The sequence below is a fragment of the Bradyrhizobium sp. HKCCYLRH3073 genome (genome assembly GCF_051167995.1).
Lineage (GTDB): Bacteria > Pseudomonadota > Alphaproteobacteria > Rhizobiales > Xanthobacteraceae > Bradyrhizobium.
Genome location: NZ_JBNPUD010000008.1, coordinates 111,415 through 132,015, shown reverse-complemented (window position 1 = coordinate 132,015; position 20,601 = coordinate 111,415). Strand labels below are relative to the sequence as shown.

The following is a 20,601-nucleotide window of genomic DNA, read 5'->3' as shown; positions in this document are numbered from 1 at the left end:
CATCGAGACATAGGCGGGGACGCTTGAAGAAGGCTTAAGCGCGGGCGACGGAGCGCGGCTGCCGGCGCCGCACCGATTGTTTACTCGCGATCTGTATCGCAGGAGTCCGAATGCAACCGACGGCGGCAGGCCGGGGAGATTCCATGTTCGTTTATCGCGCTCTCATCGCGGTGCTCGTCTGCGCCATCTGGCCGACCGCAAGCCGTGCCCAGGACAAGGCTCCCGTCCGCGTCTCCTCCGACGTCAGCTATGAATATCTGGCCCGCTGGGACGTCGCCCGGCTGAACACCATCCTCGCCGTCGACACGCCGAAATTCGCGGGCGTTTCGGTGACCTACACCCCGGCCCGCAACGCCGTCAGGCTCTATCGCGTCACCTATGCGTCCGTCATCCCCGAGCGCGGCAACAAGCCGATCACGGCGAGCGGCCTGCTCGCGGTGCCCGAGACCGGCGAGACCAGCCTGCCGATGGTGTCCTATCAGCACGGGACGGTGTACGGGAAGCAGGAGGTGCCGTCGTTTCCGGAGCAGTCGCCCGAGACCCAGCTGATGATCGCGCAGTTCGCAGGACAAGGTTATCTGCTGATCGGCGCCGACTATTTCGGAATGGGCATCTCGACCGAGCCGGAAGGCTACATGGTGAAGGCCAGCCATCAGCAGGCCACTTACGACATGCTGCGGGCGAGCCGCGCCGTGCTCGAACAGATGAAGCTGACGAGCGCCCGGCTCGACATCGCCGGCTGGTCGCAAGGCGGCTTCGTGACCATGGCCTTTCTCGAGAAGCTCGAAAGCGCCGGCGTGCCGGTGACGGCGGCGGCGACCGCGAGCGCTCCTGTCGACGTGTCCGTGGCGCTCAACGGCTTCCTCAGCTTCCCGCGCAAGAACGACGCCGCCTGGGTCAATTCGCTGTTCATCCTGTCGGCGTTCGCGTTCGAGAACTACTATGCGGTGCCGGGGCTGGCGCGCTCGGTGATCAGCGACAGCTACTACGACGTCGCGCGCAAGGCCTATGAGCGCGAGCCCTTCAACGTCGCCGACGTCCCGACCGATCTGCACAAGCTGCTCAAGCCCGACTATTTCGATGCGGAGTATTTCGCGGCGTCGGCCTACGGCCGCCTGGTCGCGCAGACGCAGGCCTATCGCTGGATCATCAAGACGCCGGTGCGCAACTATTACGGCGAGACCGACGAGGCGATCTCGACCGGTCTGGGCCGGCTGGCGATGACCTACCAGCAGGCGATCGGGGCCGGCAACAGCAAGGTCGAGGCGGTGTCGACGGGACCGACCAGCCATCGCGGCACGTTCGCGACCGCCGTCCCGCAGTGGAAGGCCTGGTTCGATAAGCCGTAAGGCGCGCGGCGCCGCTGGATGCGGTCCGCGGCACTCCGTCAACCACCGACTTGGCAAGAGCTGACACGCTCTTCACCCCCGGTTCGGACCACCGCCGGCACATATCTCCAAACAAACAAAAGGCCCGGCTGCAAGCCGGGCCTTTCGTTTCTCTTGGCCTTCCGGATCAGACGGGCTGACCGCCGGAAGCCTGTCGCGGCTATCAGCTCACGCCTGGGGCTGCGGCTCCAGGCCCGGATCGGGTCGCGGCCGCGGCTTGCCGGCCGGCGGCACGGCCGACGCGCGCGGCGTCGACGGCTCGATCGCCGATTCGCGGTTCGGCTTCTTGCCCTTGAGCAGGTCGAGAATCTCCTCGCCGGTCAGCGTCTCGTATTCCAGCAGGGCCTGGGCGATCGCTTCCCAATCGTCACGCTTCTCGGTGATGATACGGCGCGCCTCCTGCTCGCCGGCCTCGATCAGGCCGCGAATTTCCGAGTCGATCAGGCGGGCGGTATCGTCGGAGATGTTGGTCGAGCGCGCCACCGAATGGCCCAGGAACACCTCCTGCTCATTGCTCTGGTAGCGGACGCGGCCGAGCTTGTCGGACATGCCCCATTCCATCACCATCGCTCGCGCGAGGTTGGTGGCCTGCTGGATATCGCCGGTGGCGCCGTTGGTCACCTTCTCCGGACCGAACTTCTGCACCTCGGCCTCGCGGCCGCCGAACATCATCGCGAGCTTGGAGACGCACCATTCACGGGTATGCGAGTGACGGTCGGCCTCGGGCAGCGACTGCACCATGCCGAGCGCGCGGCCGCGCGGAATGATGGTCGCCTTGTGGATCGGGTCGTGGCTCGGGACGTTGAGGCCAACGATCGCATGGCCCGCCTCGTGATAGGCGGTCAGCATCTTCTCTTCCTCGGTCATGACCATCGAGCGGCGCTCGGCGCCCATCAGCACCTTGTCCTTGGCTTCCTCGAACTCGGACTGCGTGACCATCCGCTTGTTGCGGCGGGCGGCGGTCAGGGCGGCCTCGTTGACGAGGTTCATCAGGTCGGCGCCGGAGAAGCCGGGCGTGCCGCGGGCGATGGTCTTGAGGTTGACGTCCGGCGCCAGCGGCACCTTGCGGACATGAACCTTCAGGATCTGCTCGCGGCCGATGATGTCGGGGTTCGAGACCACGACCTGGCGGTCGAAGCGGCCGGGACGCATCAGCGCCGGATCGAGCACGTCGGGACGGTTGGTGGCGGCGATCAGGATCACGCCCTCATTGGCCTCGAAGCCGTCCATCTCGACCAGCAGCTGGTTGAGGGTCTGCTCGCGCTCGTCATTGCCGCCGCCGAGACCGGCGCCACGATGGCGGCCGACGGCGTCGATCTCGTCGATGAAGATGATGCAGGGCGCGTTCTTCTTCGCCTGCTCGAACATGTCGCGGACGCGGCTGGCGCCGACGCCGACGAACATCTCGACGAAGTCAGAACCCGAAATGGTGAAGAACGGCACGTTGGCTTCGCCGGCCACGGCGCGCGCGATCAGCGTCTTGCCGGTGCCCGGAGGGCCGACCAGCAGCACGCCGCGCGGGATGCGGCCGCCGAGCCGCTGGAATTTGCCGGGATCGCGCAGGAATTCGACGATCTCCTGCAGGTCCTGCTTGGCCTCGTCGACGCCGGCGACGTCCTCGAACGTCACCCGGCCATGCGCCTCGGTCAGCATCTTGGCGCGCGACTTGCCGAAGCCCATCGCCTTGCCGGCGCCGCCCTGCATCTGCCTGGAGAGGAAGATCCAGACGCCGATCAGCGCGATGAAGGGCAGCCAGGAGACCAGCAGCGACACGAACCACGGCACGTTGTCGCCGGGCGGCTTGGCCTGGATGTTGACCTTGGCGTCGTACAGCCGCTTCACGAGGTTCGGATCGCTCGGCGCGTAGGTCTGGAACGACGAGCCGTTCTTGAAGGTGCCGTGAATCTCCGGCCCCTGGATCACGACGTCGCGCACATTGCCCTGATCGACCTCGGTCAACAACTGCGAGAAGTTGATGTCGGTCGACGACGCGCGTTGCCCCGGGTTCTGGAAGAGTGTGAACAGCGCCAACAGCAACAGGACAATAATGACCCAAAGGGCGAAATTGCGCAGATTGGCGTTCATCGATTTTCCTTCGTGGTCGCGCGGATCGCGGCCGTTAGTCCTCGGACTCATCCCTGGGTAGCCACGAGGGAATCCCCCGGTCGACCGTCTCGTAATCTAGGTACCACTCACGGCAATGCCAAGGGAACTAGAAAGGACTATTTATCGCATCCTAGCCCGATTCCCGCTCAAAAAATGGCGCGGGAAAGCGTCGCCAAGGCAGGTGGTTAAGCGTCCGCGAAGGCGGTGAACCGCTTCAAATCCCGCGCGAGCGCCGCGGCGGCGCGGGCGTGATGCGGATCGTCTCTCTCGTCATGCTTACCAGTGCACCAGCCAGGGTCTGTTTTAGCCTGCCCGGAGCAGACGTACCACCATCTGCGATCCCCGCAAGAGTCCGGTCCAGCCTCGCCAGCAGCGACTCTGCCTTGCCGAGTTCCACGGGACCTTCGGTTCCAATGCGATTGATCGCGCGGATCAGCAGCCTCAGCCTGATTTCGGCTGGAAGTGCGACAAAGGCGCGCGCCTCGAAGGTCTCGCCGTGACCCCCGCCGACCGGCCTGCTCCCGGCCGCGCGCAGTGCGAGATAGCGTTCGGCGCCATCCACCATCAATTCGATCGCGGCGTTGGCCCGTCCGAGCCGGTCGGCCAGCGTCGCCAGCGTCCGGGCATCGCCGCCCTCCGCGGCCAGGGCCGGCATCAGGGCGCGCAGCCGCGGCCGGGTGAAGGCGGGATCTTGATTGGTCGGGTCATCTGCGAACGGGATTCCGGCCGAGCGCAGCGTCGCTACCAGCCGGACTTTGGCAACGTTCAGCAGGGGCCGCGCCAGCAACACCCCTTCACGCTCGCTGAGCGGTGCCATCGCCGCGAGCCCCGCAATGCCGCTGCCGCGCAACAGCCGCATCAGCACCGTCTCAGCCTGGTCGTCACGGGTGTGGGCGGTGACGACGTGTCCGGCACGCGCCTGCCGCGCCGCGCGCGCCAGCAGGCGGTATCTTGCCAGCCGCGCCGCTTCGGGAATTCCGGTGTCCGGCTTCGCGTCGGTCCAGCGCAAGGTCCGGTGCGGAATTGCGAGCCGGCGCGCGATCTCCTTCACCACGCGGGCTTCACGGGCGGAGTCGCGCCGCAGCGCATGGTCGACCGTCACGGCCACAAGGTGCGGTCCCTGTGCGAGCCCCGCACGCCACCGCGCCGCGAGCCACATCAGAGCCATCGAATCGGGACCGCCCGATACGGCGAGCACCAGTGCGGGCGCGGCCGAAAGCGGCGCGAACAGGCGCTCGGCTTCGGCGGCGGAGATCGCAAGATCGGCTTCGGAACGGGCCTTCGACATGGCGCCGCAGCCTATCCGCCCAGCCGGTTATAGGCGAGAGGCCTCCCCTCGCCCGCAGGCGCTCAGCACTTCACCCGCTTCTGCTCGCGATCGACGGTCGCCTTCACGCCCGCCGAGGCGCGCGGATATTTGCGCGTCACTTCGCCGAACGCGGCGCAGGCCGCCTCCTTCTCCTTCAGCGCGGCCAGCGACTGGCCGAGCCGGAGCAGCGCATCCGCCGCCTTGCCCGACTTCTCGTATTTCGTCGTCACGGCGAGGAAGACCTCGGCCGCATCGCGATATTGCTGACGCTGGTAGAAGCTCTCGCCGAGCCAGTATTGCGCGTCGCCGACCATCGGATCGTTCGGATATTTCTGGGTGAAGTTGCGCATCGTCTGCTCGGCCAGCGCGTAGTCGCGGCGCTGCATGTAGCCGATGCCGAGGTCGTATTCGTCGCGCGGCGTCTGCCGCGGCGGCGCGGTCTCCAGTCCGCCCGCCCCCGGCGCGGCGGCCGGCGGCGCGCCCTGGGGATAGCGCCCGCCCGCGGTGTTGGCGAGAGCCGCGGGATCGCCGACGGGACGGCCAGCGGGCTGGCCGCCACCCGGCTGGATCGGCAACTGGCCGCCGCCGAGCGCCTGCGGGGCGCCTGGAGCGGTCGGATTCTGGCTCGGGTCGAACGCATCGCCGCGGCGGCCCCGACCGGGGGCCGCGGGCTCCTGGACGATTTGCACCGGCGCACCGACGGCGGGCGGCTGCGCGTAGACCGGCTGCTGCTGCGGATAGGCCTGTTGCGGCTGGCCGTACGGCTGCTGGCCATAGGGCTGCTGGCCGTTGGCCGCCTGAGGGGGCTGGCCGTAAGCGGGATTGGCCGGCGCGGGAGCAGCCGCGTTGGTCTGCGCCGCGGGCGCACCGCCGGGTGCAGCGCTCTGCAACTGCCGCAGCCGCTCCTCGAGCTGGCGATTGCGATATTGCAGCTCCTCGTTCTGACCGGTCAGTTGCCGGAGCTGATTTTCGAGCCGCTGAATCCGGATCTCGGGATCATCGTCATCGGTCTGGGCGAGCGCCCGCGACGAAACTGCCTGGCACGAGAAAATGACGAGCGCGGCGAGGATCGCGGCGGCGCTCCGTGGAAGAAACATGAATGACATGCTGCCCTGACGACCGGATCGGCGAGACATTGAAAACAGGCCTGTGAGCGAGGCTGTAAAGCAGAAATGCGATAGATACAAATGACGTTCAAGCGAAGACAAGACCAAGTCCGGACGAGACCCGCCGACCAGAAACGACGAAGCCGGCGTCGATGGGCGACGCCGGCTTCATCAGCAACGGATTCGTTCAGCTTTATGAACTGGCGTTCAGGACCGTCACCGCACGGCGGTTCTGCGACCAGCACGAGATGTCGTTACAGACCGCCACCGGCCGCTCCTTGCCGTAGGAGATGGTGCGCATGCGGCCCTGGTCGATGCCGCGCGACGCCAGGAAGTTGCGGACCGACTGCGCGCGCCGCGCGCCCAGCGCGATGTTGTACTCGCGGGTGCCGCGCTCGTCGGCATGGCCCTCGATCGTGAAGGAGTAGCGCGGATAGCTCTGCAGCCACTGAGCCTGCTTCTCCAGGGTCGCGATCGCCTGCGGCGTGAGATCGGTCTGATCGCTCTCGAAGAAGACGCGATCGCCGACATTCACGACGAAGTCCTGCTGGCTGCCTGGAGTCGCAGCGCTGGCCATCGCCCCGTCGGCCCCGGTGAGATTCTTGTTGGCGCAGGCGCCCATCGACAGCGCCACGGCCAGCACGGCGGCCAACTTCAATCCCTGGAGGATACGCATCTGATATTTCATTCCCGGAGCCTCCACGCTCACGTTCTTAGACTGCCATCCGGTCTACAGGGCGATGGTTAAGCGAACGTTCCGTCAACCTTGATGGGGTCTTGCCGAACCCCGTCAAATGCTAACGAAACCCGAAAAGCGACCGCGATGGTTAATGGGTTGTAAATGTGGCGCCAGGGTGAAGGCAAGCCGCTCAGCGCCTGCAGCAGGGCGCTTTTTCGCTGATTTTTGCATCAGCGCCACGGTGTGAACCGGCCGGACGGCCGAACCGGCCCCGATATCGGCCGATGATCAGCCGGCCTTCGCGACCGCCTGAATCCTGAACGAATCAGTGAAGGCGTCCGGCGCGGGACGATCGAACAGCATCCGCCGTTCGAACGCGCTGGATCGCATGAACGGAAAGCGCTGGAACACGCGATCGCGGATCGACGGATAATGCGCCGCCACCAGGCCGACCGGCTTGGTGAGGCCGGAGTAGAGCCGCGGCTCGCCCCATGGTTCCTGCAGGAACACTTTCTTGTAGAAGGCGCGATGTTCCGGGCGCACGTTGGCGAGACCGATATCCGCGTTGAAATGAGCGCAGGCGACGTAGCCGAGCCGGACGGTCACATAGGGAAGCGCCGGAAACAGCCGCGCCTTCTCATGGTCGGCGACGAACCGTGTCGGGTCGATGATGACCTTGCCGCGATCGAGCTCGGGATGCAGCAGGTCGGCGAACATGTCCGAGGACAGCGATCGGCGCCATTGCGAGTTCAGCACGCTGATGCGGATCGAGCTGTATAGCTCGCCATTGACGTAGACGCCGAAGATGAAGCTGTTGGGAAGATCATCATATTCGTCGCTGACGCGTTCGCTGGGCGACGGCAGGATGGCGCCTTCACGCAGATAGGCGCGGTAGCGCAGCCGATAGATCTCGTCCTTGTCCTCAGCAGTCAGCGCCAGTCGATAGTCCACGTTCTCCAGCACATCCGACTTCTGTTCAGCAACGGCACTCACTCTAGCCGCCGACTTCATCCGCAACCCCTTTTCACACAACTCCTACGAGCAGTATGAGCTTAACAGCGGGTTAATGCCGACGCAAAGCTTTCGGCGGTACAAAGTTAACGGCACGTAGAATCCCGGAGACTTAACCGTGACTTACGGGATTGGATGCAGTGCTGGACGGATTGCTTCGGATCACTTGCGTGTCAAATCGAAACGGATTCGCTTGGCATACACGTGCAATGTTTCCGAATGATGCGACGTGGGGTTGTCACATCGCCATTCACATACGAGCCATGCTCGGACCGGCGGGATGCAGCGCACAGGGCTCGCCTCCACTGGTCGATCTTCGCGGCACCTCCGCATCAAGGCGGAGGTCGAGCGATCAAGCGATCGAACGTGTCCCGCCGGCGGCCGCGATCGCCCCGTCGCTCGAACGGCGCCCATGCGATGCATTCAGGAGCTGCCGGATGCGGATTGCGGGGACGGGCCGGCTGAACAGATAGCCCTGCGCTTCGGTGACCGTGCCGTCGGCGCTGACCAGTTCGAGCTGCTCGTTGGTCTCGATGCCCTCCACCACCACCGACATGCCGAGATCGGCGGACAATCTTGCGACACCGCGCAACAGAGTCAGCGGCCGATCGCTGTCGATGCCTTCGAGGAAAGAGCGATCGATCTTGACCTTCTCCAACGGGAAGTTGTGCAGATAGCTGAGGCTGGAATAGCCGGTGCCGAAATCGTCGAGCGAAATGCGGACCCCGAGCATGTGCAGCTGCGACAGCACATCGTGGGTGAGCTGGGTGTTGCGCAACAGCGAGGATTCGGTGATCTCGATCTCGAGCCGATGCGGCGGCAGCCCGGACACTTCCAGCGCGTAGCGGACCTCACTGAGCACATCGCGCTGATGGAACTGCTGCGGCGAGAAGTTGACGGCGACGCTGACCGCATCCGGCCATTTCATGCATTCCAGGCAGGCCTTGCGCAGGATCCAGCGGCCGAGATCGACGATCAGGCCCATGTCCTCGGCGACGGGAATGATGTCGACCGGCGAGACCGTCCCGCGCACCGGGTGGTTCCAGCGCAGCAGCGCCTCGCAGGTGGAGATCTTGCCGGACTTCAGGTTGACCAGCGGCTGGTAGAACAGCTCGAACTCCTCGTTCGCCAGCGCCTTGCGCAGGTCGAGCTCAAGGATGCGGCGTGCTTCCACCGTCTGGGCGAGCTCGTCGCGGAAGAAGCAGAAGGTGCCACGTCCCTCCGCCTTGGCGCGGTACAGCGCCATGTCGGCATTCTTCAGCAGGGTGTCGGCGCTGATCCCCGGCGCGGTCATCGCGATGCCGACGCTGGCGCCGATCTCGACCAGGTGATTGTCGATCTTGTAGCGCTCGCTGAGCTGGTCGACAATCCGGCGCGCCAGCATCGCGGCGTCGTCGTTGGAGCGGATGTTGCGCTGGAACACCACGAACTCGTCGCCGCCGAAGCGCGCAACGAAATCTTCCGGACGCAGCATGTCGCGCAGCCGCTCGGAGACCGCGCAGAGCAGTTGATCGCCGCAGGGGTGGCCGAGCGTGTCGTTGACCTGCTTGAAGCGGTCGAGATCGACGAACAGCAGCGCGGACAGTTCGCCGTGCCGCTGCGGAATCCTGAGCAGCCGTTCGATCTCGTCGCGGAAGCTGACGCGGTTCGGCAAGGTCGTGAGCTCGTCGTAGCGCGCCAGATGCGAGATGCGCGCCTCGGCATGCCGCCGCTCGGTGATGTCCTCGAGCAGGACCACGGCGCCGCCGTCGGCCATCGGCTGGAAGGTCCAGGACAGCGACCGGTCGCGCGCGACGTCGGGATCGCTCGTGATGACATTATGGGTCTTGGTGTGCTCGATCTCGGCCAGGATCAGCCGGCCGCTCGAAGCGGAGATCGAGCCTGCGATCACGCAGGCGTTGATGATGTCGGCCGCCTTGCCGCCACGCTGCAGGATGTCATCCGGCAGGTTCATCATATGGCCGAAGCGATGGTTCATCACGGCCAGACGCCCGTCGGAGCGGAACATGCACAGGCCGTGCGGCATGTTGTTCAGGGCCGTATCGAACTGCTTGGCCAGTGCAGCCTCGCTTTCGCGCGCCACAAAGGCCTGGACGAAGATCCGTTGCAGGTTGGTCGAGATGTGCTTCAGCGATACGAAGAACAGGACGCAGAACGCCGCCATGCCCAGGTAATAAGGGCTGCCGTGGATCGCGAGAGCCACTGCGAGCGGTCCGCAGGCGAGCAGGATCTGGACGTGGAAGATCCAGGGCCGCCCGTAGGTCCGGCCTGCGCCCGCCGACATGTAGCAGAGCGTCACCGTGATCGCGATCAGGTGCACCACCGGGTCGCTGTTGTCGACCAGGGCGACCACGCACCAAATGCCGAGCACCAGCGCATAGATCATGGCGCCGATCTGATAGCGAACCTCCCAGCGCTCGACCGCCGTCTGCGTGAGGCGGCCGGCGTCGCACAGGCTCCGATAGTAGCGCATGTCGAGCGAGCGGAACGCTCCTGCGATGATCAGCATCGCGGCACACGGCCACAGATTGACGTCGCCGCTCTTGATCGCGGTCATGACGGCGGCGACGGCGGCGCAGAGTGCGCCGGCGAACATCGGGCCGGGATCCTGGAAGAGGGAGTCGACGAGAGCCGCCTGGATCGCAGGCGACAACTTTCGATCGTCTTCTCCGTTCTGAGTGGCAAGCTGCATTCGTGCGCACGCGTCCTGTTCGGTGCGCAACATTACCGTTCGCAGGTGAAGTCTTTCTGAGGGAACATCGTTAGCAGAGCGTTTCCGCACTCGCGAAGTGCTCGGATTCGCTCGAAAATTCAGCCAACTAGGCAAACACTACCCGGTTGCTGCAACGAATGGTTCCATATTTTACGGGAACACGCATCGCGCGACTCGAAAAATCGCGTCCACCACGACGTGAGCGGGCCCAGAGGCTCGCTCGCCGTCACGACAGCAGCGGCGACCAGGCCGGATCCGAGGCGAAGCCCGGCGTCGGCACCTTCTGCTCGAAGCGGCCGGAGACGTCGATCGAATACAGCGACGGGCCGGCGGTGCCGCCGGGGTCACGGAAGAACATCAGCACGCGGCCGTTGGGCGAGAAGGTCGGCCCTTCGTTGTGGAAGCCGGCGGTGAGGATGCGCTCGCCCGAGCCATCCGTCTTCATGATGCCGATCGCGAACTGGCCGCCACCCTGCTTGGTGAACGCGATGTAGTCGCCGCGCGGCGACCACACCGGCGTCGAGTAGCTGCCCTCGCCGAACGAGATGCGCTGCGCAGCACCGCCACTGGAGGCCATCACATAGATCTGCGGCTTGCCGCCGCGATCGCTCTCGAAGCAGATCTGGCTGCCGTCCGGCGAGTAGCACGGCGAGGTGTCGATCGCCGGCGTGTCGGTGAGACGCGTCGTCGTGCGCGAGCGCAGGTCCATCACGAACAGGTTGGAGTTGCCGCCCTGCTGCAGGCTGAGGATGATGCGCTGGCCGTCCGGCGAGAACCGCGGCGAGAACGACATGCCCGGGAAGTTGCCGACGATCTCGCGCTGGCCGGTCTCGATGTTGAACAGATAGACCCGCGGGTCGCCCTGCCCGAACTCCATGTAGGTGATTTCCTGGCTCGACGGCGAGAATCGCGGCGTCAGCACGAGGTCGGCGCCGCGGGTCAGATAGCGGACGTTGGCGCCGTCCTGATCCATCAGCGCCAGCCGCTTGACGCGCCGCTCCGACGGCCCGCTCTCGTCGACGAACACCACGCGGCTGTCGAAATAGCCCTTCTCGCCGGTCATCTGCGTGTAGATCTGATCGGAGATGATATGGGCGATGCGCCGCCAATACTCCGGCGCCGTCACATATTGCTGCCCGGTGAGCTGCTGGCCTGAGTTCGGGTCCCACAGCCGAAACTCGGCCTTCAGGCGCCCGTCCGGCTGCCGCGTCGCGCGGCCGGTCACGAGCCCGGTGAGGTTGAGCGGCTTCCAGCTGGCGAACTGCGGCGGCGCCTCGAAATTGCTGATGCGCTCGGGAAACGCAGCCGGGTCGACCGGCGCGAACAGGCCGCTGCGCTTCAGATTGTTCGTGATCACCTGCGCGATGCCGTTGCCGACATCGGCATCGCCCGCACCGCCGGGAACGAAGGGCGGAATCGCGATCGGGATCGGCTTGAACTCGCCGGGATTGATCTGCAGACGCTGCTGAGCGAAGGCGGGTCCCGCGCCCCACGCCGCCATCGCGGCTCCTCCGGCCAGCAGAACCTGGCGCCGCGTGGTGAATCCAGTCTTGCGCGTTGGAGGTGTCGTCAAGTTCGGCCTCGCATCGAATTCATCATTTTGAGATTGAATGTCGTCGGGATCAACTTCCACTCATTGTACCGGTTCTTCGGCAGAAACGCGTAGGGCGCGCAGTTCTCGACCGCACGCTTCGCGCTATCCGCCATCGCCGCGCTCACCCGCGGCGGCCCTCGCGTTCCCGCGACCGAGGGGACGGCGGCCAGCGAGCCGTCGGGACGGAGTTGGATGTCGATATCGACTTCGATCTTGTCTTCATCGACGCCGTTATAAGGCGTCGTGAAGCAGCGCGTGACCGCCTCCTGGAAGGCGGCCTGCCAGCTCGCGACATTGCTCTCCGCCGTGCCATGAACAGCGCCGAGCGCGGCGTTGGCGTTCAGCTCCGAACCCGTCACGGCCTGGCGCGTCGGGTCCTTCTGATTGATCAGGCTCGCCATCTTCTCGGCGTCGAACTTGCGCTCGCTCTTGTGCTTGGGCGGCTCAGGCGGCGCCGCGGCGGCCTGCTGCGGCTTCGGCGGATGCTTCGTCTTGTCCTTGTTGAGCATGCTGGCGATCTGGTCCGGATTGAACGGATCCGGCTTCTTCTCTTCCGGCTTCGGCTTCTCGGCCGGCGCGGGCTTCGGCGGCTCCGGCTTCTTCTCGGCGACGGGCTTAGGCGTATCAGGCTGCTTCTCGACCGGCTTCGGCGGGTCGGGCTTCTTCTCGACCGGCTTCTCCGGCTTGGGCAGCGGCTCGGGCGCAGCATCGGTCTCGGTGACCTGCTTGGTATCGACCTTGCCGACGATGTCCTCGGTCGGCTTCTTCTCGCCGATCTTGTCGGCCAGCAGCTTCTGGGCTTCCTTCTTGCCGGTCAGGGCGCCGGCCTTGGCCTTCGAGCTGTTGTCCTCCGAGATCACGTCGACCGGCACCAGGTCCTCCGGCGGCGCCACCATCGAGCGCGCGGAGAAGCTGAACAGACCCCAGCACAGCACGAGCACGTGCAGGGCGACGGACAGCACCGTCCCCTTGCGCGTGCGCACGAACCGGATGAGGTCTTTCGACGTCATGAGCCCTGATCCGGCAGCACGACGATGCTGGCGCGATAGCCGGCGTCGCGCGCCAGTCCCAGCACCTTCATCATGTCGGAGTAGCAGGCGTCACGGTCGCCGCGGATCTTGACGACGTTGTCGGCGCCGCCGGCGCCCGCATCCTTCATCGCCTTGATCTTCGGCCCGAGCTCGTTGATCGCGATCGGCGAGTCGCCGAGATACACGTCGACCTTCGACGCGCAGCCGCCGCCGGTCTTCTTCACGGTCACCTCGAGCGGCGGCTTGGCGTCGGCCGTCGAGGCCGAGCCGCCTTGCGCCTGGGGCAGGTCGACCTGGATGTTGACGGTGAGCAGCGGCGCTGCGACCATGAAGATGATCAGCAGCACCAGCATGACGTCGACCATCGGCGTGACGTTGATCTCCGCCATCACGGCCGCCTTGCGCCGACCGCGGCGACCACTGCCGCCGGACGCGCTGCCCATGCTCATGCCCATGCTGTGGTACTCACGATCCGGATGCCACTATACCTGCCCTCATCCCCGCTCGTCGATCTGACGGGACAAGATGGCGGAAAATTCATCTGCGAAGCCTTCCAGCCGCTGCGCCTGCCGGTTCACCTCCGAAGAGAACTTGTTGTAGAAAATCGTCGCCGGGATGGCCGCGATCAGGCCGATGGCGGTGGCGAACAGCGCCTCCGCGATACCCGGGGCGACCACCGCCAGCGAGGTGTTCTTGGAGGCCGCGATCGCCTGGAAGCTGGTCATGATGCCCCAGACCGTACCGAACAGGCCGACGAACGGGCCGGCGGAGCCGACCGTGGCGAGCACCAGGAGACGGCGTTCCAGCCGCTCGACCTCGCGCGCGATCGAGACGTTCATCACCTTCTCGATGCGCATCTGCAGGCCGGCGAAGGAGCGCGCATGGCCCTCGAACGAGCGCTTCCACTCCCGCATCGCCGCCACGAAGCACGCCGCCATGGATTGCGTCGGCTTCGCCGACAGCACCCGGTACAGCTCCTCGATCGATTCCCCGGACCAGAAGGCTTGCTCGAACCGGTCCATCGAGCGGCGGGTGCGTGAAAACAGGAACATCTTGTCGATCGCGATCGCCCAGACCCAGATCGAGCAGGAGATCAGGCCGAGCATGATGATCCGGACCACCCAGCCGGCATTGCCGAACAGATCGATCAGGGACAGGCCGCCGCTATCGACAGACATCTGCAAGTATCCTCTCAACCAATCATCCCGGGACGCCCGGGACCATGCAGCCGCCGTTCCATGCCGGATGCCGTCGCGGCGGAAAGCGCCTGCGCGAGAAAACCCTGAACTGATCGCTTTAAGAGGCCCGCCGAAGCCATAAGCGGCCTGCTTCCTCTGCCAACGTGTCAAAACAAGGGCTCTTGGCGCGCGTAAGCGCCCCTTAACCAAACCCCGTCCGGGGTTAAGGCGGGGTTACCGCGGAGTATTGCGGAGGTCAAAGGTCCAGCCGGACCAGCCAGATAGAGCCTTTGTGATCAGCCGCTTGACCATTTTGGCCGGCGTCGGCAGCGGCCAGCCGCCGCAGCCGGACGGTAACGGGAAACGCAAAACGCCCGCCGGCGGGGAACCGCAGGCGGGCGTCTTGTGCCGTCAGGGCGGGGGCTGAAAGCCCTGCGGCGTCAGGGTGAGGGGCGATCAGCTCGAGGGCTGGTCGTTCGGCGGGGTCGCCGGACGCGGCTTGTGCTGGGCCATGAACGCGTCGAACTCTTCCTTGTCCTTGGCGTGGCGCAACCGGGTCAGGAAGTCGCGGAACTCCTGCTGCTCCTCCTCGAGCCGGCGCAGGGTCTCCATGCGGTATTCATCGAAGGCGCGGTTGCCGCTCGACGACGGCGCCGAGAACCCGAAGCCGAAGCCGCGGCGCTCCATCTTGTCGCGCATGCGGTCCATCTTCCACTGCATCCGCTCCATCTTGTTCGACCAGCGATCACCGCCGTTCCAGCACGCCATCTTTCTGCTCCCGAGTGTGAAAAAGAGAAGGGCAAGTCCGATCGGCCACCAGATGATGAAGCCGAGCACGGTCACGGCGATCCAGCCGGGATGCCAGGGCGACTCCATCATATGGGGCCGGTACCTCTGCTCCTCCTCCGAACCGCGCCAACGATTGACATCTGCGGTGTAGGCCATCTCCCTCTCCATTCGCGGCGCCATGCCGTGTGAATGTAAATAACATTTACATAGCTAGACCAACCCGGGATTTTGTCAAGGCGACCGCCTGACGCGCCGCCCGAATTATTTCTCGCTCGTCTTTGAACCTTATTTCGGGCGGCCCCAGGGCCCGGCCGGCTTGTCGTCGTCCGGCAGCGGCGGCGGCTCGGCGGCGGAGGACCCGGCAGGCCGGCGATCGGTGGGGAAGCCGAGCCCACGCAGATAGATCAGCACCTCGGCTTCCAGCAGCTCCTCGGGCGACATCGGCAGCTTGCGCCGGGCGGCGTCGCCACGGGCGAACAGCGAGGCGATGCCGTGCGCCATCGACCAGATGTGCAGCGCCATCATCATCGCCGGTGGCCGCGGCACGCCAGGCGGCGCCAGCGCCGCCAGCCGCTCGGCCGCGGCGCGGATCACGCCGAACGCCCGCTCGCCGGCCGCCAGCAGGCCCGCCGTGGAGTCGGCCGGCACACCGGATTCGAACATCGCCGAATAGAACGCTGGCTCCGCGCGGGCGAAAGCGAGATAGGCCTTGCCGACGCGCTCGAACGCCGTAACGGTATCGGGGCGGCCATCGTCCCACGCCGCAGAGAGCTGGGATTCGAACTGCTCGAAGCCGCGCTGGGCGATGCTCGACAGCAACTCGTCGCGGTCACGGAAATGCCGGTACGGCGCGGCCGGGCTGACGCCGGCCATGCGGGCCGCATCGGCAAAGGTGAAGCCGGCGGCCCCCTTCTGCGCGATCAGGTCGAGCGCCGCCTGCAGCAGCGCCTCCTTGAGGTTGCCGTGATGATAGCCGCGCTCGGCGCGGCGCTGCTCCTTGCGCCAGCTCATGTGAAGGGCTTTTACATGAGCCGAACGAAAAGACGCCAGAGACTTTTCGAACGTGCCAACAGTCGCCGACCACCGCCGAGAGTGACGGAGCGCTTCCGTCCCGGTCCGCGGCGTCGATGAACTTGCTCAGGCGCCTGCGGCTGTCCGCAGTCCTGCGGCCGGCCCCCGGCGTTCCGGCAGCGCGCAAGCCTGCCCAAATGTAGTTGACTAGGAAACCAAATCCATTTAGTTTCCTTGTCAACCACATGGCGATCACATGACCCCCGTCTCGGACCTGACTGACCATACCGGCTTCTGGATGCGGATGGTGTCGAACGCGGTGTCGCAGGAATTCGCGCGGAAGGTCGCGGCCGAGGGGGTCACGGTTGCGGAATGGTCGTTCATGCGGGCGCTCTACGACCAAGGCCCGATGCCCCCCTCCGTTCTGGCGCAGCGGATGGGCCTGACCCGGGGGGCCGTCAGCAAGCTTGCGGATCGGCTTCTGAGCAAAGGCCTGATCGCGCGAACGGAGAACCCGGAAGACAAGCGCGGGCACCGCCTCGCTTTGACGGCCGAGGGACGGTTCAAGGTGCCCGTGCTTGCCGCGCTGGCCGATGCGAACGACGCAGCCTATTTCGGCGTGCTCAGCAAAAGCGAACACCACACGCTCAACCGCCTGCTGAAGGCGTTGGCCGAAAAACGCGGCCTCAAGACGATCCCGTTGGACTGAACGCACTCAATTCATCGAAGGACGCCGATTCATCGAAGGACGCCGATATGGACACGGACCGGATTTCCATTGCCAAGACATGCCTCAATGCTGCCCACGATGGCAGCCTGAGCTTTCCGGAAATCGTCGGCCGGCTGATGGCTGCCGGATTCGAGAGCTACACCGTCGACTATCGCTGCAACACCCAGACCTGCTATTTGCCCGACGGCGACCATGCGACGCTCGCGATGCAGCCGTCAGCCGGACGCGTCGCGCCCGCCTTCGATGCCCGGGAGATCGCGCATCTGGTGCGATGGGCGCAGGCAAATCCCGCCGACTACAACTACGTGGCCTTCTGCGAGAAGGCGAAAGCCGCCGGCTGCGCCGGCTACCTGGTGTCGTTTGCCGGCCGCCGCGTGGTCTATTTCGGCCGCACCGCCGAGACGCATGTCGAGCATTTTCCCGCTTGAGAACGTGCGAGCAGGAGCAGGACCGGCACCAAGGCGGATGCCGGCTCGCCTAGTACTGCGCGTCGACCACAGGAGCGCGCGGCAAAAGCCGCGCCTCCTCGCGCCCGACAACTATCCGCCGCCCGGGATCGGCAGCACCGGCATGATCTCGACCCGCTCGCCCGGGAAGATCGCAAAATGCGGATGGTTCACGAACATCTTCGCCGCATCCTCATGCGACGCGGCGCGGACCACGGTGAACGCGCCCATTTCGTTGGCGATGTCGTTGACGCCGCCCTTGTCGACCCGCTTGGTCTTGCCGAGCGGCCCGCCCATCGCGAGGATCGCGTCCTTGTGCTGGTCGACCCAGGCATGCCAGGCCGCCATGCCCTGCTGTCCCCTGGCATTGCGCTCCGTCTCGGACAGCGCCTCCCAGGCTTTCGAGGCCGGACTGGTCTTGCTGCCGAGAAAGACGGCGAGATAGGTGTTGCTGTTGTCGCTCATTGCACTTCCCTCTCCTGCTGTGAAACGGATCGATCAGACACGGCCGGCATGCGGCAGCTCGGCGAAGCCGGCCGCGGCCTGCTGCACCTCCTCGGAAAAGTCCGCCATCTCCTGGACCTGGCGAATCTCGATGATCTCGTTGTCCGCGGCCGGGCACTGCCTGGCCCAGGCGATCGCCTCGTCGCGCGACGCGACCTCGATCATCCAATAGCCGCCGAGCACCTCCTTGGCCTCCGCGAACGGGCCGTCCGTCACCACGGGCTTGCCGCCCGCGAACGAGACCCGCGCCCCCATCGACGGCGGATGCAGGCCCTCCAGCGTGATCAGCACGCCCGCCTCCTTCAGCGCCTCGTTGTAGCGCATCATCGCCGCGACCCGCTCGGGATCGAGCTGCACGTCGGGCGGCGCGCTCTCATAGCCGAGCGGGATCATCAGCATCATGAATCGCATTGCGCTTCTCCTCTCCTGATCAGGCTCGCGGCTCAGCCCTTGGCGACCTGCGCACGCAGCCGTTCGACCCGCTCGCGCAATTCGGATGTGAACGTCTCGCCGAAATCCTCCGGTGCATAGACCTGCCGGATCTCGATCTGGCCGCTCGGGAACGGCGCGCGCGTCATGTGCGCGATCACCTGGTCGAGCGAGCCGGCCTTGATCATCCAGAAGCCGGCGGCGAGATCGCCGGAGAGGTCGAATGGACCGCGCGCGACGCTCGGCGTCCCGTTCGAGAAGTCGATCCGCGCGCCCTTCGCGGTCGGATGCAGGCCCTCGCCCGCCTCCATCATGCCGGCCTTGACCAATTCCTCATTGAATCGGCCCATCGCCGCGAACTCCTCGGTGGTCGGCAGGATTCCGGCTTCCGTGTCCCGGGTCGCCTTCACGATCACCATGAACCGCATGGCTTCTCTCCTGGTGCTGTGCGGCAGGACTGCCCTGCCCGCATCAGTAAGACGATCCGGTCCCGGCGCCGCCGACACGCCCTCGCGATTATTTTGACCGGGTTCCCGGTTCAGCCCGCCTCTTGCGGGAACATGTGGAAATAAGGCTGGGCCTCTGCGAGCACCCGCGCCACGGATGGCCGCGCCTTGAGCCGGTCGAGATAGGCTGTGACCCCAGGCAGCCCGTCACCCAGCGGCTCGACTCTGTCGGCGTAGAACAGCGCCGGCAGGGCCGCGCAATCCGCCAGGGTGAACGGGTCGCCCATCGCCCAGCCACGCGGCGGCAGCTCGGCCTCGAGCATCGCGTAGGACGTGCGCAGCCGGCTTCGCGCGTCGGCGACGCCGAGCGGATCGCGGGCATCGGCCGGCCGCAGCCGGTCGAACACGACGGTCTGCGTCGGCATGTGCAGATAAAGGTCGAGAAAGCGATCGCGCAGACGTGTCCGCAAGGCGAGATCGGGATCATCGGGAATGAAGCGCGTCCCGCCCGCATAGTGCTGGTCGAGATATTCGATGATGATGCTCGATTCCGGAATCGTGCGCTGCTCGTCGCGCAGCACAGGAAATTTGCCGACCGGCCACAGCTTCAAGAACGCCGCGCGCTCATCCGCGTCACCGAGATTGATCAGCTTCGGCGTGAACGAAACGTCGTTCTCATACAGCGCGATCAGCACCTTCCAGCAGAACGACGACAGCGGATGATAGTAAAGGGTCAGGGACATCTTAAGCTCCTGATAGGTTGGGGTGAGAACAAGTTGTTTGGTCCCGAACGCGCGGCCGCAGGACGGCGCGCTCCCGCGCCCCGTTGTTCGAGGGGGCTGAGGTGAGGGGCTGGACGGGCGGGTGCGTGAGTTGAAAGACCTGCGCTCGCCCGGGACACGGAACGCGGCGCAAGATAGGGCTCACACGTCCCGAACGGGGGCGTAGCGCGCGATGACGACGCCGTTGGACAGCGCCCGGCTGTCGATCAGGCGGAGCTTCAAGGCCTGACCCGGCTTGAACAGCGGGCGTCCGGCACCGAGCACGCGCGGATTGATCGCGATTCGAAACTCATCGATCAGGTCGGACGCCACAAGCGTCGAGGCGAGGTCCGCGCTGCCGAACAGGAACAGGTCCTTGGCATTCTCCTGCTTGAGCTTGTCGACCTCAGCCGCGAGCTGCGGACCCAGCAGATGCGCGTTCGACCATGGCAGGCGAGACAGCGTGCGGGAGGCAACATATTTGGGGATGCTGTTCATGAAGTCGGCGGTCACGCCCTTCTCCGTCGGCCAATAGCCGGCCATCAGATCGTAGGTCACCCGGCCGAACAGCAATCCGCCCGCCTCCTGCAGCTGCGTCTCGGAGATCTGCTCTAGCTCCGGGCCCCACACATCCTCGTGCCAGGAGATGTCGCCGTTCGGGCCCGCAACCATGCCGTCCAGCGTCATCATGTTCCACATCACCAGTCTCGCCATCGACGCTCCTCCCTGACTGCTTTCATTTTGCAAGCAGTTGGAGAATGCCCAGACCGGTGCAATATTGCAAGCGGTTTATATGCGATCCCTCCCAATGAGACGTCGATGTCCGACCTTCAGCGTTCCGGCTGCCCGATCAACCTTTCGCTCGAAGTGGTGGGCGACAAATGGAGCCTCTTGATCATCCGTGACATGATGTTCGGAAATCGCCGGCATTATCGCGAGCTGCTCGGCGGCTCGGAGGAAGGCATCTCCTCGAACATTCTCGCCGACCGGCTGAAGACGCTGCTCGCCGCCGGCATCATCAGCCGCGAGGACGATCCGAGCCACAAGCAGAAGGGCATCTATTCCCTGACCGAGCAGGGCATCGAGCTGCTGCCGATCCTCGCGCAGATGGCGGGCTGGGGTTACAAATATCTGCCGGTTTCAGAGGAGCTCGGCATCCGCGCCAGGCTGCTGATGGAAGGCGGGCCGAAGATGTGGGCCGAGTTCATGGATGAGCTGCGCGAGATTCATCTCGGCACGAAACGGCGCAGGAAGGCCGGGCCAAGCGTCGGTCAGCGGCTAAGGGCGGCTTACGAGAAGGTGGTTGCCGACAAGAAGGCCGCTTCGGGCAAGTCGTGATCAGACGCTCGCTTGCCGGACACGCGCATGGG

The 20,601-nt window shown here is 65.5% G+C and carries 21 protein-coding genes; 4 read left to right on the top strand and 17 right to left on the bottom strand.

Translation table 11 applies throughout. The features are described from left to right. Positions 1 to 143: 143 nt before the first annotated feature. On the top strand, positions 144 to 1,349 hold the full coding sequence (locus ACQR1X_RS19855; protein WP_434882341.1) for an alpha/beta hydrolase family protein: 1,206 nt from the start codon (positions 144 to 146) through the stop codon (positions 1,347 to 1,349). Positions 1,350 to 1,556: 207 nt separating this feature from the next. Here the strand turns inward: ACQR1X_RS19855 and ftsH are convergent, their stop codons facing one another. The 12 genes from ftsH to ACQR1X_RS19795 form a co-directional block, all read right to left on the bottom strand. Continuing rightward, the gene (ftsH, locus tag ACQR1X_RS19850) at positions 1,557 to 3,473 is read right to left on the bottom strand and encodes an ATP-dependent zinc metalloprotease FtsH (protein ID WP_315802592.1); all 1,917 of its coding nucleotides are present in this window, start codon (positions 3,471 to 3,473) and stop codon (positions 1,557 to 1,559) included. Between the two features lie 235 nt (positions 3,474 to 3,708). Next, positions 3,709 to 4,782 (bottom strand): tRNA lysidine(34) synthetase TilS, encoded by a 1,074-nt coding sequence (gene tilS / locus ACQR1X_RS19845; protein ID WP_434899432.1) that lies wholly within the window; start codon positions 4,780 to 4,782, stop codon positions 3,709 to 3,711. Between the two features lie 62 nt (positions 4,783 to 4,844). Then, positions 4,845 to 5,900 carry a tol-pal system protein YbgF gene (ybgF, locus tag ACQR1X_RS19840; protein ID WP_316217941.1) on the bottom strand — a complete coding sequence of 352 codons (1,056 nt, stop codon included), beginning with the start codon at positions 5,898 to 5,900 and terminating at the stop codon, positions 4,845 to 4,847. Between the two features lie 202 nt (positions 5,901 to 6,102). Next, positions 6,103 to 6,597 (bottom strand): peptidoglycan-associated lipoprotein Pal, encoded by a 495-nt coding sequence (gene pal / locus ACQR1X_RS19835; protein ID WP_172133860.1) that lies wholly within the window; start codon positions 6,595 to 6,597, stop codon positions 6,103 to 6,105. 279 nt (positions 6,598 to 6,876) lie between these two features. Then, positions 6,877 to 7,599 carry an N-acyl amino acid synthase FeeM domain-containing protein gene (locus tag ACQR1X_RS19830; protein WP_315802589.1) on the bottom strand — a complete coding sequence of 241 codons (723 nt, stop codon included), beginning with the start codon at positions 7,597 to 7,599 and terminating at the stop codon, positions 6,877 to 6,879. Between the two features lie 352 nt (positions 7,600 to 7,951). Then, the gene (locus tag ACQR1X_RS19825) at positions 7,952 to 10,291 is read right to left on the bottom strand and encodes a putative bifunctional diguanylate cyclase/phosphodiesterase (protein WP_434899431.1); all 2,340 of its coding nucleotides are present in this window, start codon (positions 10,289 to 10,291) and stop codon (positions 7,952 to 7,954) included. A 247-nt stretch (positions 10,292 to 10,538) separates the two neighbouring features. Continuing rightward, positions 10,539 to 11,813 carry a Tol-Pal system beta propeller repeat protein TolB gene (gene tolB, locus ACQR1X_RS19820; protein WP_315802857.1) on the bottom strand — a complete coding sequence of 425 codons (1,275 nt, stop codon included), beginning with the start codon at positions 11,811 to 11,813 and terminating at the stop codon, positions 10,539 to 10,541. A gap of 68 nt (positions 11,814 to 11,881) precedes the next feature. Next, positions 11,882 to 12,916, bottom strand: coding sequence for a cell envelope integrity protein TolA (locus ACQR1X_RS19815; protein WP_315802587.1), 1,035 nt, complete (start codon positions 12,914 to 12,916; stop codon positions 11,882 to 11,884). Further along, positions 12,913 to 13,392 (bottom strand): biopolymer transporter ExbD, encoded by a 480-nt coding sequence (locus ACQR1X_RS19810; protein WP_315802586.1) that lies wholly within the window; start codon positions 13,390 to 13,392, stop codon positions 12,913 to 12,915. The genes ACQR1X_RS19815 and ACQR1X_RS19810 overlap by 4 nt, the downstream gene beginning before the upstream one ends. A gap of 39 nt (positions 13,393 to 13,431) precedes the next feature. Further along, positions 13,432 to 14,115 carry a protein TolQ gene (gene tolQ, locus ACQR1X_RS19805; RefSeq protein ID WP_315717584.1) on the bottom strand — a complete coding sequence of 228 codons (684 nt, stop codon included), beginning with the start codon at positions 14,113 to 14,115 and terminating at the stop codon, positions 13,432 to 13,434. Positions 14,116 to 14,571: 456 nt separating this feature from the next. Then, entirely contained in the window at positions 14,572 to 15,060 is a 489-nt protein-coding gene (locus ACQR1X_RS19800) for a DUF2852 domain-containing protein (protein WP_315802585.1), read from the bottom strand. 129 nt (positions 15,061 to 15,189) lie between these two features. Next, complete coding sequence (locus ACQR1X_RS19795) at positions 15,190 to 15,915, bottom strand: TetR/AcrR family transcriptional regulator (RefSeq protein ID WP_315802584.1); 726 nt, start codon at positions 15,913 to 15,915, stop codon at positions 15,190 to 15,192. Between the two features lie 256 nt (positions 15,916 to 16,171). On the opposite strand from ACQR1X_RS19795, the gene ACQR1X_RS19790 reads away from it, so the two are divergent. Both ACQR1X_RS19790 and ACQR1X_RS19785 read left to right on the top strand, forming a co-directional pair. After that, positions 16,172 to 16,624, top strand: a complete 453-nt coding sequence (locus ACQR1X_RS19790; protein ID WP_434899430.1) for a MarR family winged helix-turn-helix transcriptional regulator — start codon at positions 16,172 to 16,174, stop codon at positions 16,622 to 16,624. Between the two features lie 47 nt (positions 16,625 to 16,671). Continuing rightward, a complete protein-coding gene (locus ACQR1X_RS19785) occupies positions 16,672 to 17,073 on the top strand; it encodes a DUF1398 domain-containing protein (protein ID WP_434893475.1) in 402 nt (133 codons plus the stop codon). A 111-nt stretch (positions 17,074 to 17,184) separates the two neighbouring features. On the opposite strand, the gene ACQR1X_RS19780 is transcribed toward ACQR1X_RS19785, so the two are convergent. The 5 genes from ACQR1X_RS19780 to ACQR1X_RS19760 all read right to left on the bottom strand — a co-directional run bounded on the left by ACQR1X_RS19780 (position 17,185) and on the right by ACQR1X_RS19760 (position 19,945). After that, positions 17,185 to 17,556, bottom strand: a complete 372-nt coding sequence (locus ACQR1X_RS19780; protein ID WP_316236994.1) for a hypothetical protein — start codon at positions 17,554 to 17,556, stop codon at positions 17,185 to 17,187. Between the two features lie 33 nt (positions 17,557 to 17,589). Then, positions 17,590 to 18,006 (bottom strand): YciI family protein, encoded by a 417-nt coding sequence (locus ACQR1X_RS19775; protein ID WP_316236995.1) that lies wholly within the window; start codon positions 18,004 to 18,006, stop codon positions 17,590 to 17,592. Positions 18,007 to 18,038: 32 nt separating this feature from the next. After that, complete coding sequence (locus ACQR1X_RS19770) at positions 18,039 to 18,452, bottom strand: YciI family protein (protein WP_315802579.1); 414 nt, start codon at positions 18,450 to 18,452, stop codon at positions 18,039 to 18,041. Between the two features lie 110 nt (positions 18,453 to 18,562). After that, positions 18,563 to 19,213, bottom strand: a complete 651-nt coding sequence (locus ACQR1X_RS19765) for a glutathione S-transferase family protein (RefSeq protein ID WP_315802578.1) — start codon at positions 19,211 to 19,213, stop codon at positions 18,563 to 18,565. A gap of 180 nt (positions 19,214 to 19,393) precedes the next feature. Continuing rightward, entirely contained in the window at positions 19,394 to 19,945 is a 552-nt protein-coding gene (locus tag ACQR1X_RS19760) for a dihydrofolate reductase family protein (RefSeq protein ID WP_315802577.1), read from the bottom strand. A gap of 105 nt (positions 19,946 to 20,050) precedes the next feature. Between ACQR1X_RS19760 and ACQR1X_RS19755 the strand changes: the two genes are divergently transcribed. After that, positions 20,051 to 20,569, top strand: a complete 519-nt coding sequence (locus ACQR1X_RS19755) for a winged helix-turn-helix transcriptional regulator (RefSeq protein ID WP_315802576.1) — start codon at positions 20,051 to 20,053, stop codon at positions 20,567 to 20,569. Positions 20,570 to 20,601 lie beyond the last annotated feature (32 nt).

Coding starts and splice junctions, on each gene's coding strand:
- ACQR1X_RS19800 (WP_315802585.1), bottom strand. CDS start 15,060: ATGGCCTACACCGCAGATGTCAATCGTTGGCGCGGTTCGGAGGAGGAG.
- tolB (WP_315802857.1), bottom strand. CDS start 11,813: ATGGCGGCGTGGGGCGCGGGACCCGCCTTCGCTCAGCAGCGTCTGCAG.
- ACQR1X_RS19790 (WP_434899430.1), top strand. CDS start 16,172: ATGACCCCCGTCTCGGACCTGACTGACCATACCGGCTTCTGGATGCGG.
- ACQR1X_RS19765 (WP_315802578.1), bottom strand. CDS start 19,213: ATGTCCCTGACCCTTTACTATCATCCGCTGTCGTCGTTCTGCTGGAAG.
- ACQR1X_RS19830 (WP_315802589.1), bottom strand. CDS start 7,599: ATGAAGTCGGCGGCTAGAGTGAGTGCCGTTGCTGAACAGAAGTCGGAT.
- ybgF (WP_316217941.1), bottom strand. CDS start 5,900: ATGTTTCTTCCACGGAGCGCCGCCGCGATCCTCGCCGCGCTCGTCATT.
- tilS (WP_434899432.1), bottom strand. CDS start 4,782: ATGTCGAAGGCCCGTTCCGAAGCCGATCTTGCGATCTCCGCCGCCGAA.
- ACQR1X_RS19825 (WP_434899431.1), bottom strand. CDS start 10,291: ATGCAGCTTGCCACTCAGAACGGAGAAGACGATCGAAAGTTGTCGCCT.
- ACQR1X_RS19770 (WP_315802579.1), bottom strand. CDS start 18,452: ATGCGGTTCATGGTGATCGTGAAGGCGACCCGGGACACGGAAGCCGGA.
- ACQR1X_RS19810 (WP_315802586.1), bottom strand. CDS start 13,392: ATGGGCATGAGCATGGGCAGCGCGTCCGGCGGCAGTGGTCGCCGCGGT.
- ACQR1X_RS19760 (WP_315802577.1), bottom strand. CDS start 19,945: ATGGCGAGACTGGTGATGTGGAACATGATGACGCTGGACGGCATGGTT.
- pal (WP_172133860.1), bottom strand. CDS start 6,597: ATGAAATATCAGATGCGTATCCTCCAGGGATTGAAGTTGGCCGCCGTG.
- ACQR1X_RS19780 (WP_316236994.1), bottom strand. CDS start 17,556: ATGAGCGACAACAGCAACACCTATCTCGCCGTCTTTCTCGGCAGCAAG.
- ACQR1X_RS19815 (WP_315802587.1), bottom strand. CDS start 12,916: ATGACGTCGAAAGACCTCATCCGGTTCGTGCGCACGCGCAAGGGGACG.
- ACQR1X_RS19785 (WP_434893475.1), top strand. CDS start 16,672: ATGGACACGGACCGGATTTCCATTGCCAAGACATGCCTCAATGCTGCC.
- ACQR1X_RS19855 (WP_434882341.1), top strand. CDS start 144: ATGTTCGTTTATCGCGCTCTCATCGCGGTGCTCGTCTGCGCCATCTGG.
- tolQ (WP_315717584.1), bottom strand. CDS start 14,115: ATGTCTGTCGATAGCGGCGGCCTGTCCCTGATCGATCTGTTCGGCAAT.
- ftsH (WP_315802592.1), bottom strand. CDS start 3,473: ATGAACGCCAATCTGCGCAATTTCGCCCTTTGGGTCATTATTGTCCTG.
- ACQR1X_RS19795 (WP_315802584.1), bottom strand. CDS start 15,915: ATGAGCTGGCGCAAGGAGCAGCGCCGCGCCGAGCGCGGCTATCATCAC.
- ACQR1X_RS19775 (WP_316236995.1), bottom strand. CDS start 18,006: ATGCGATTCATGATGCTGATGATCCCGCTCGGCTATGAGAGCGCGCCG.
- ACQR1X_RS19755 (WP_315802576.1), top strand. CDS start 20,051: ATGTCCGACCTTCAGCGTTCCGGCTGCCCGATCAACCTTTCGCTCGAA.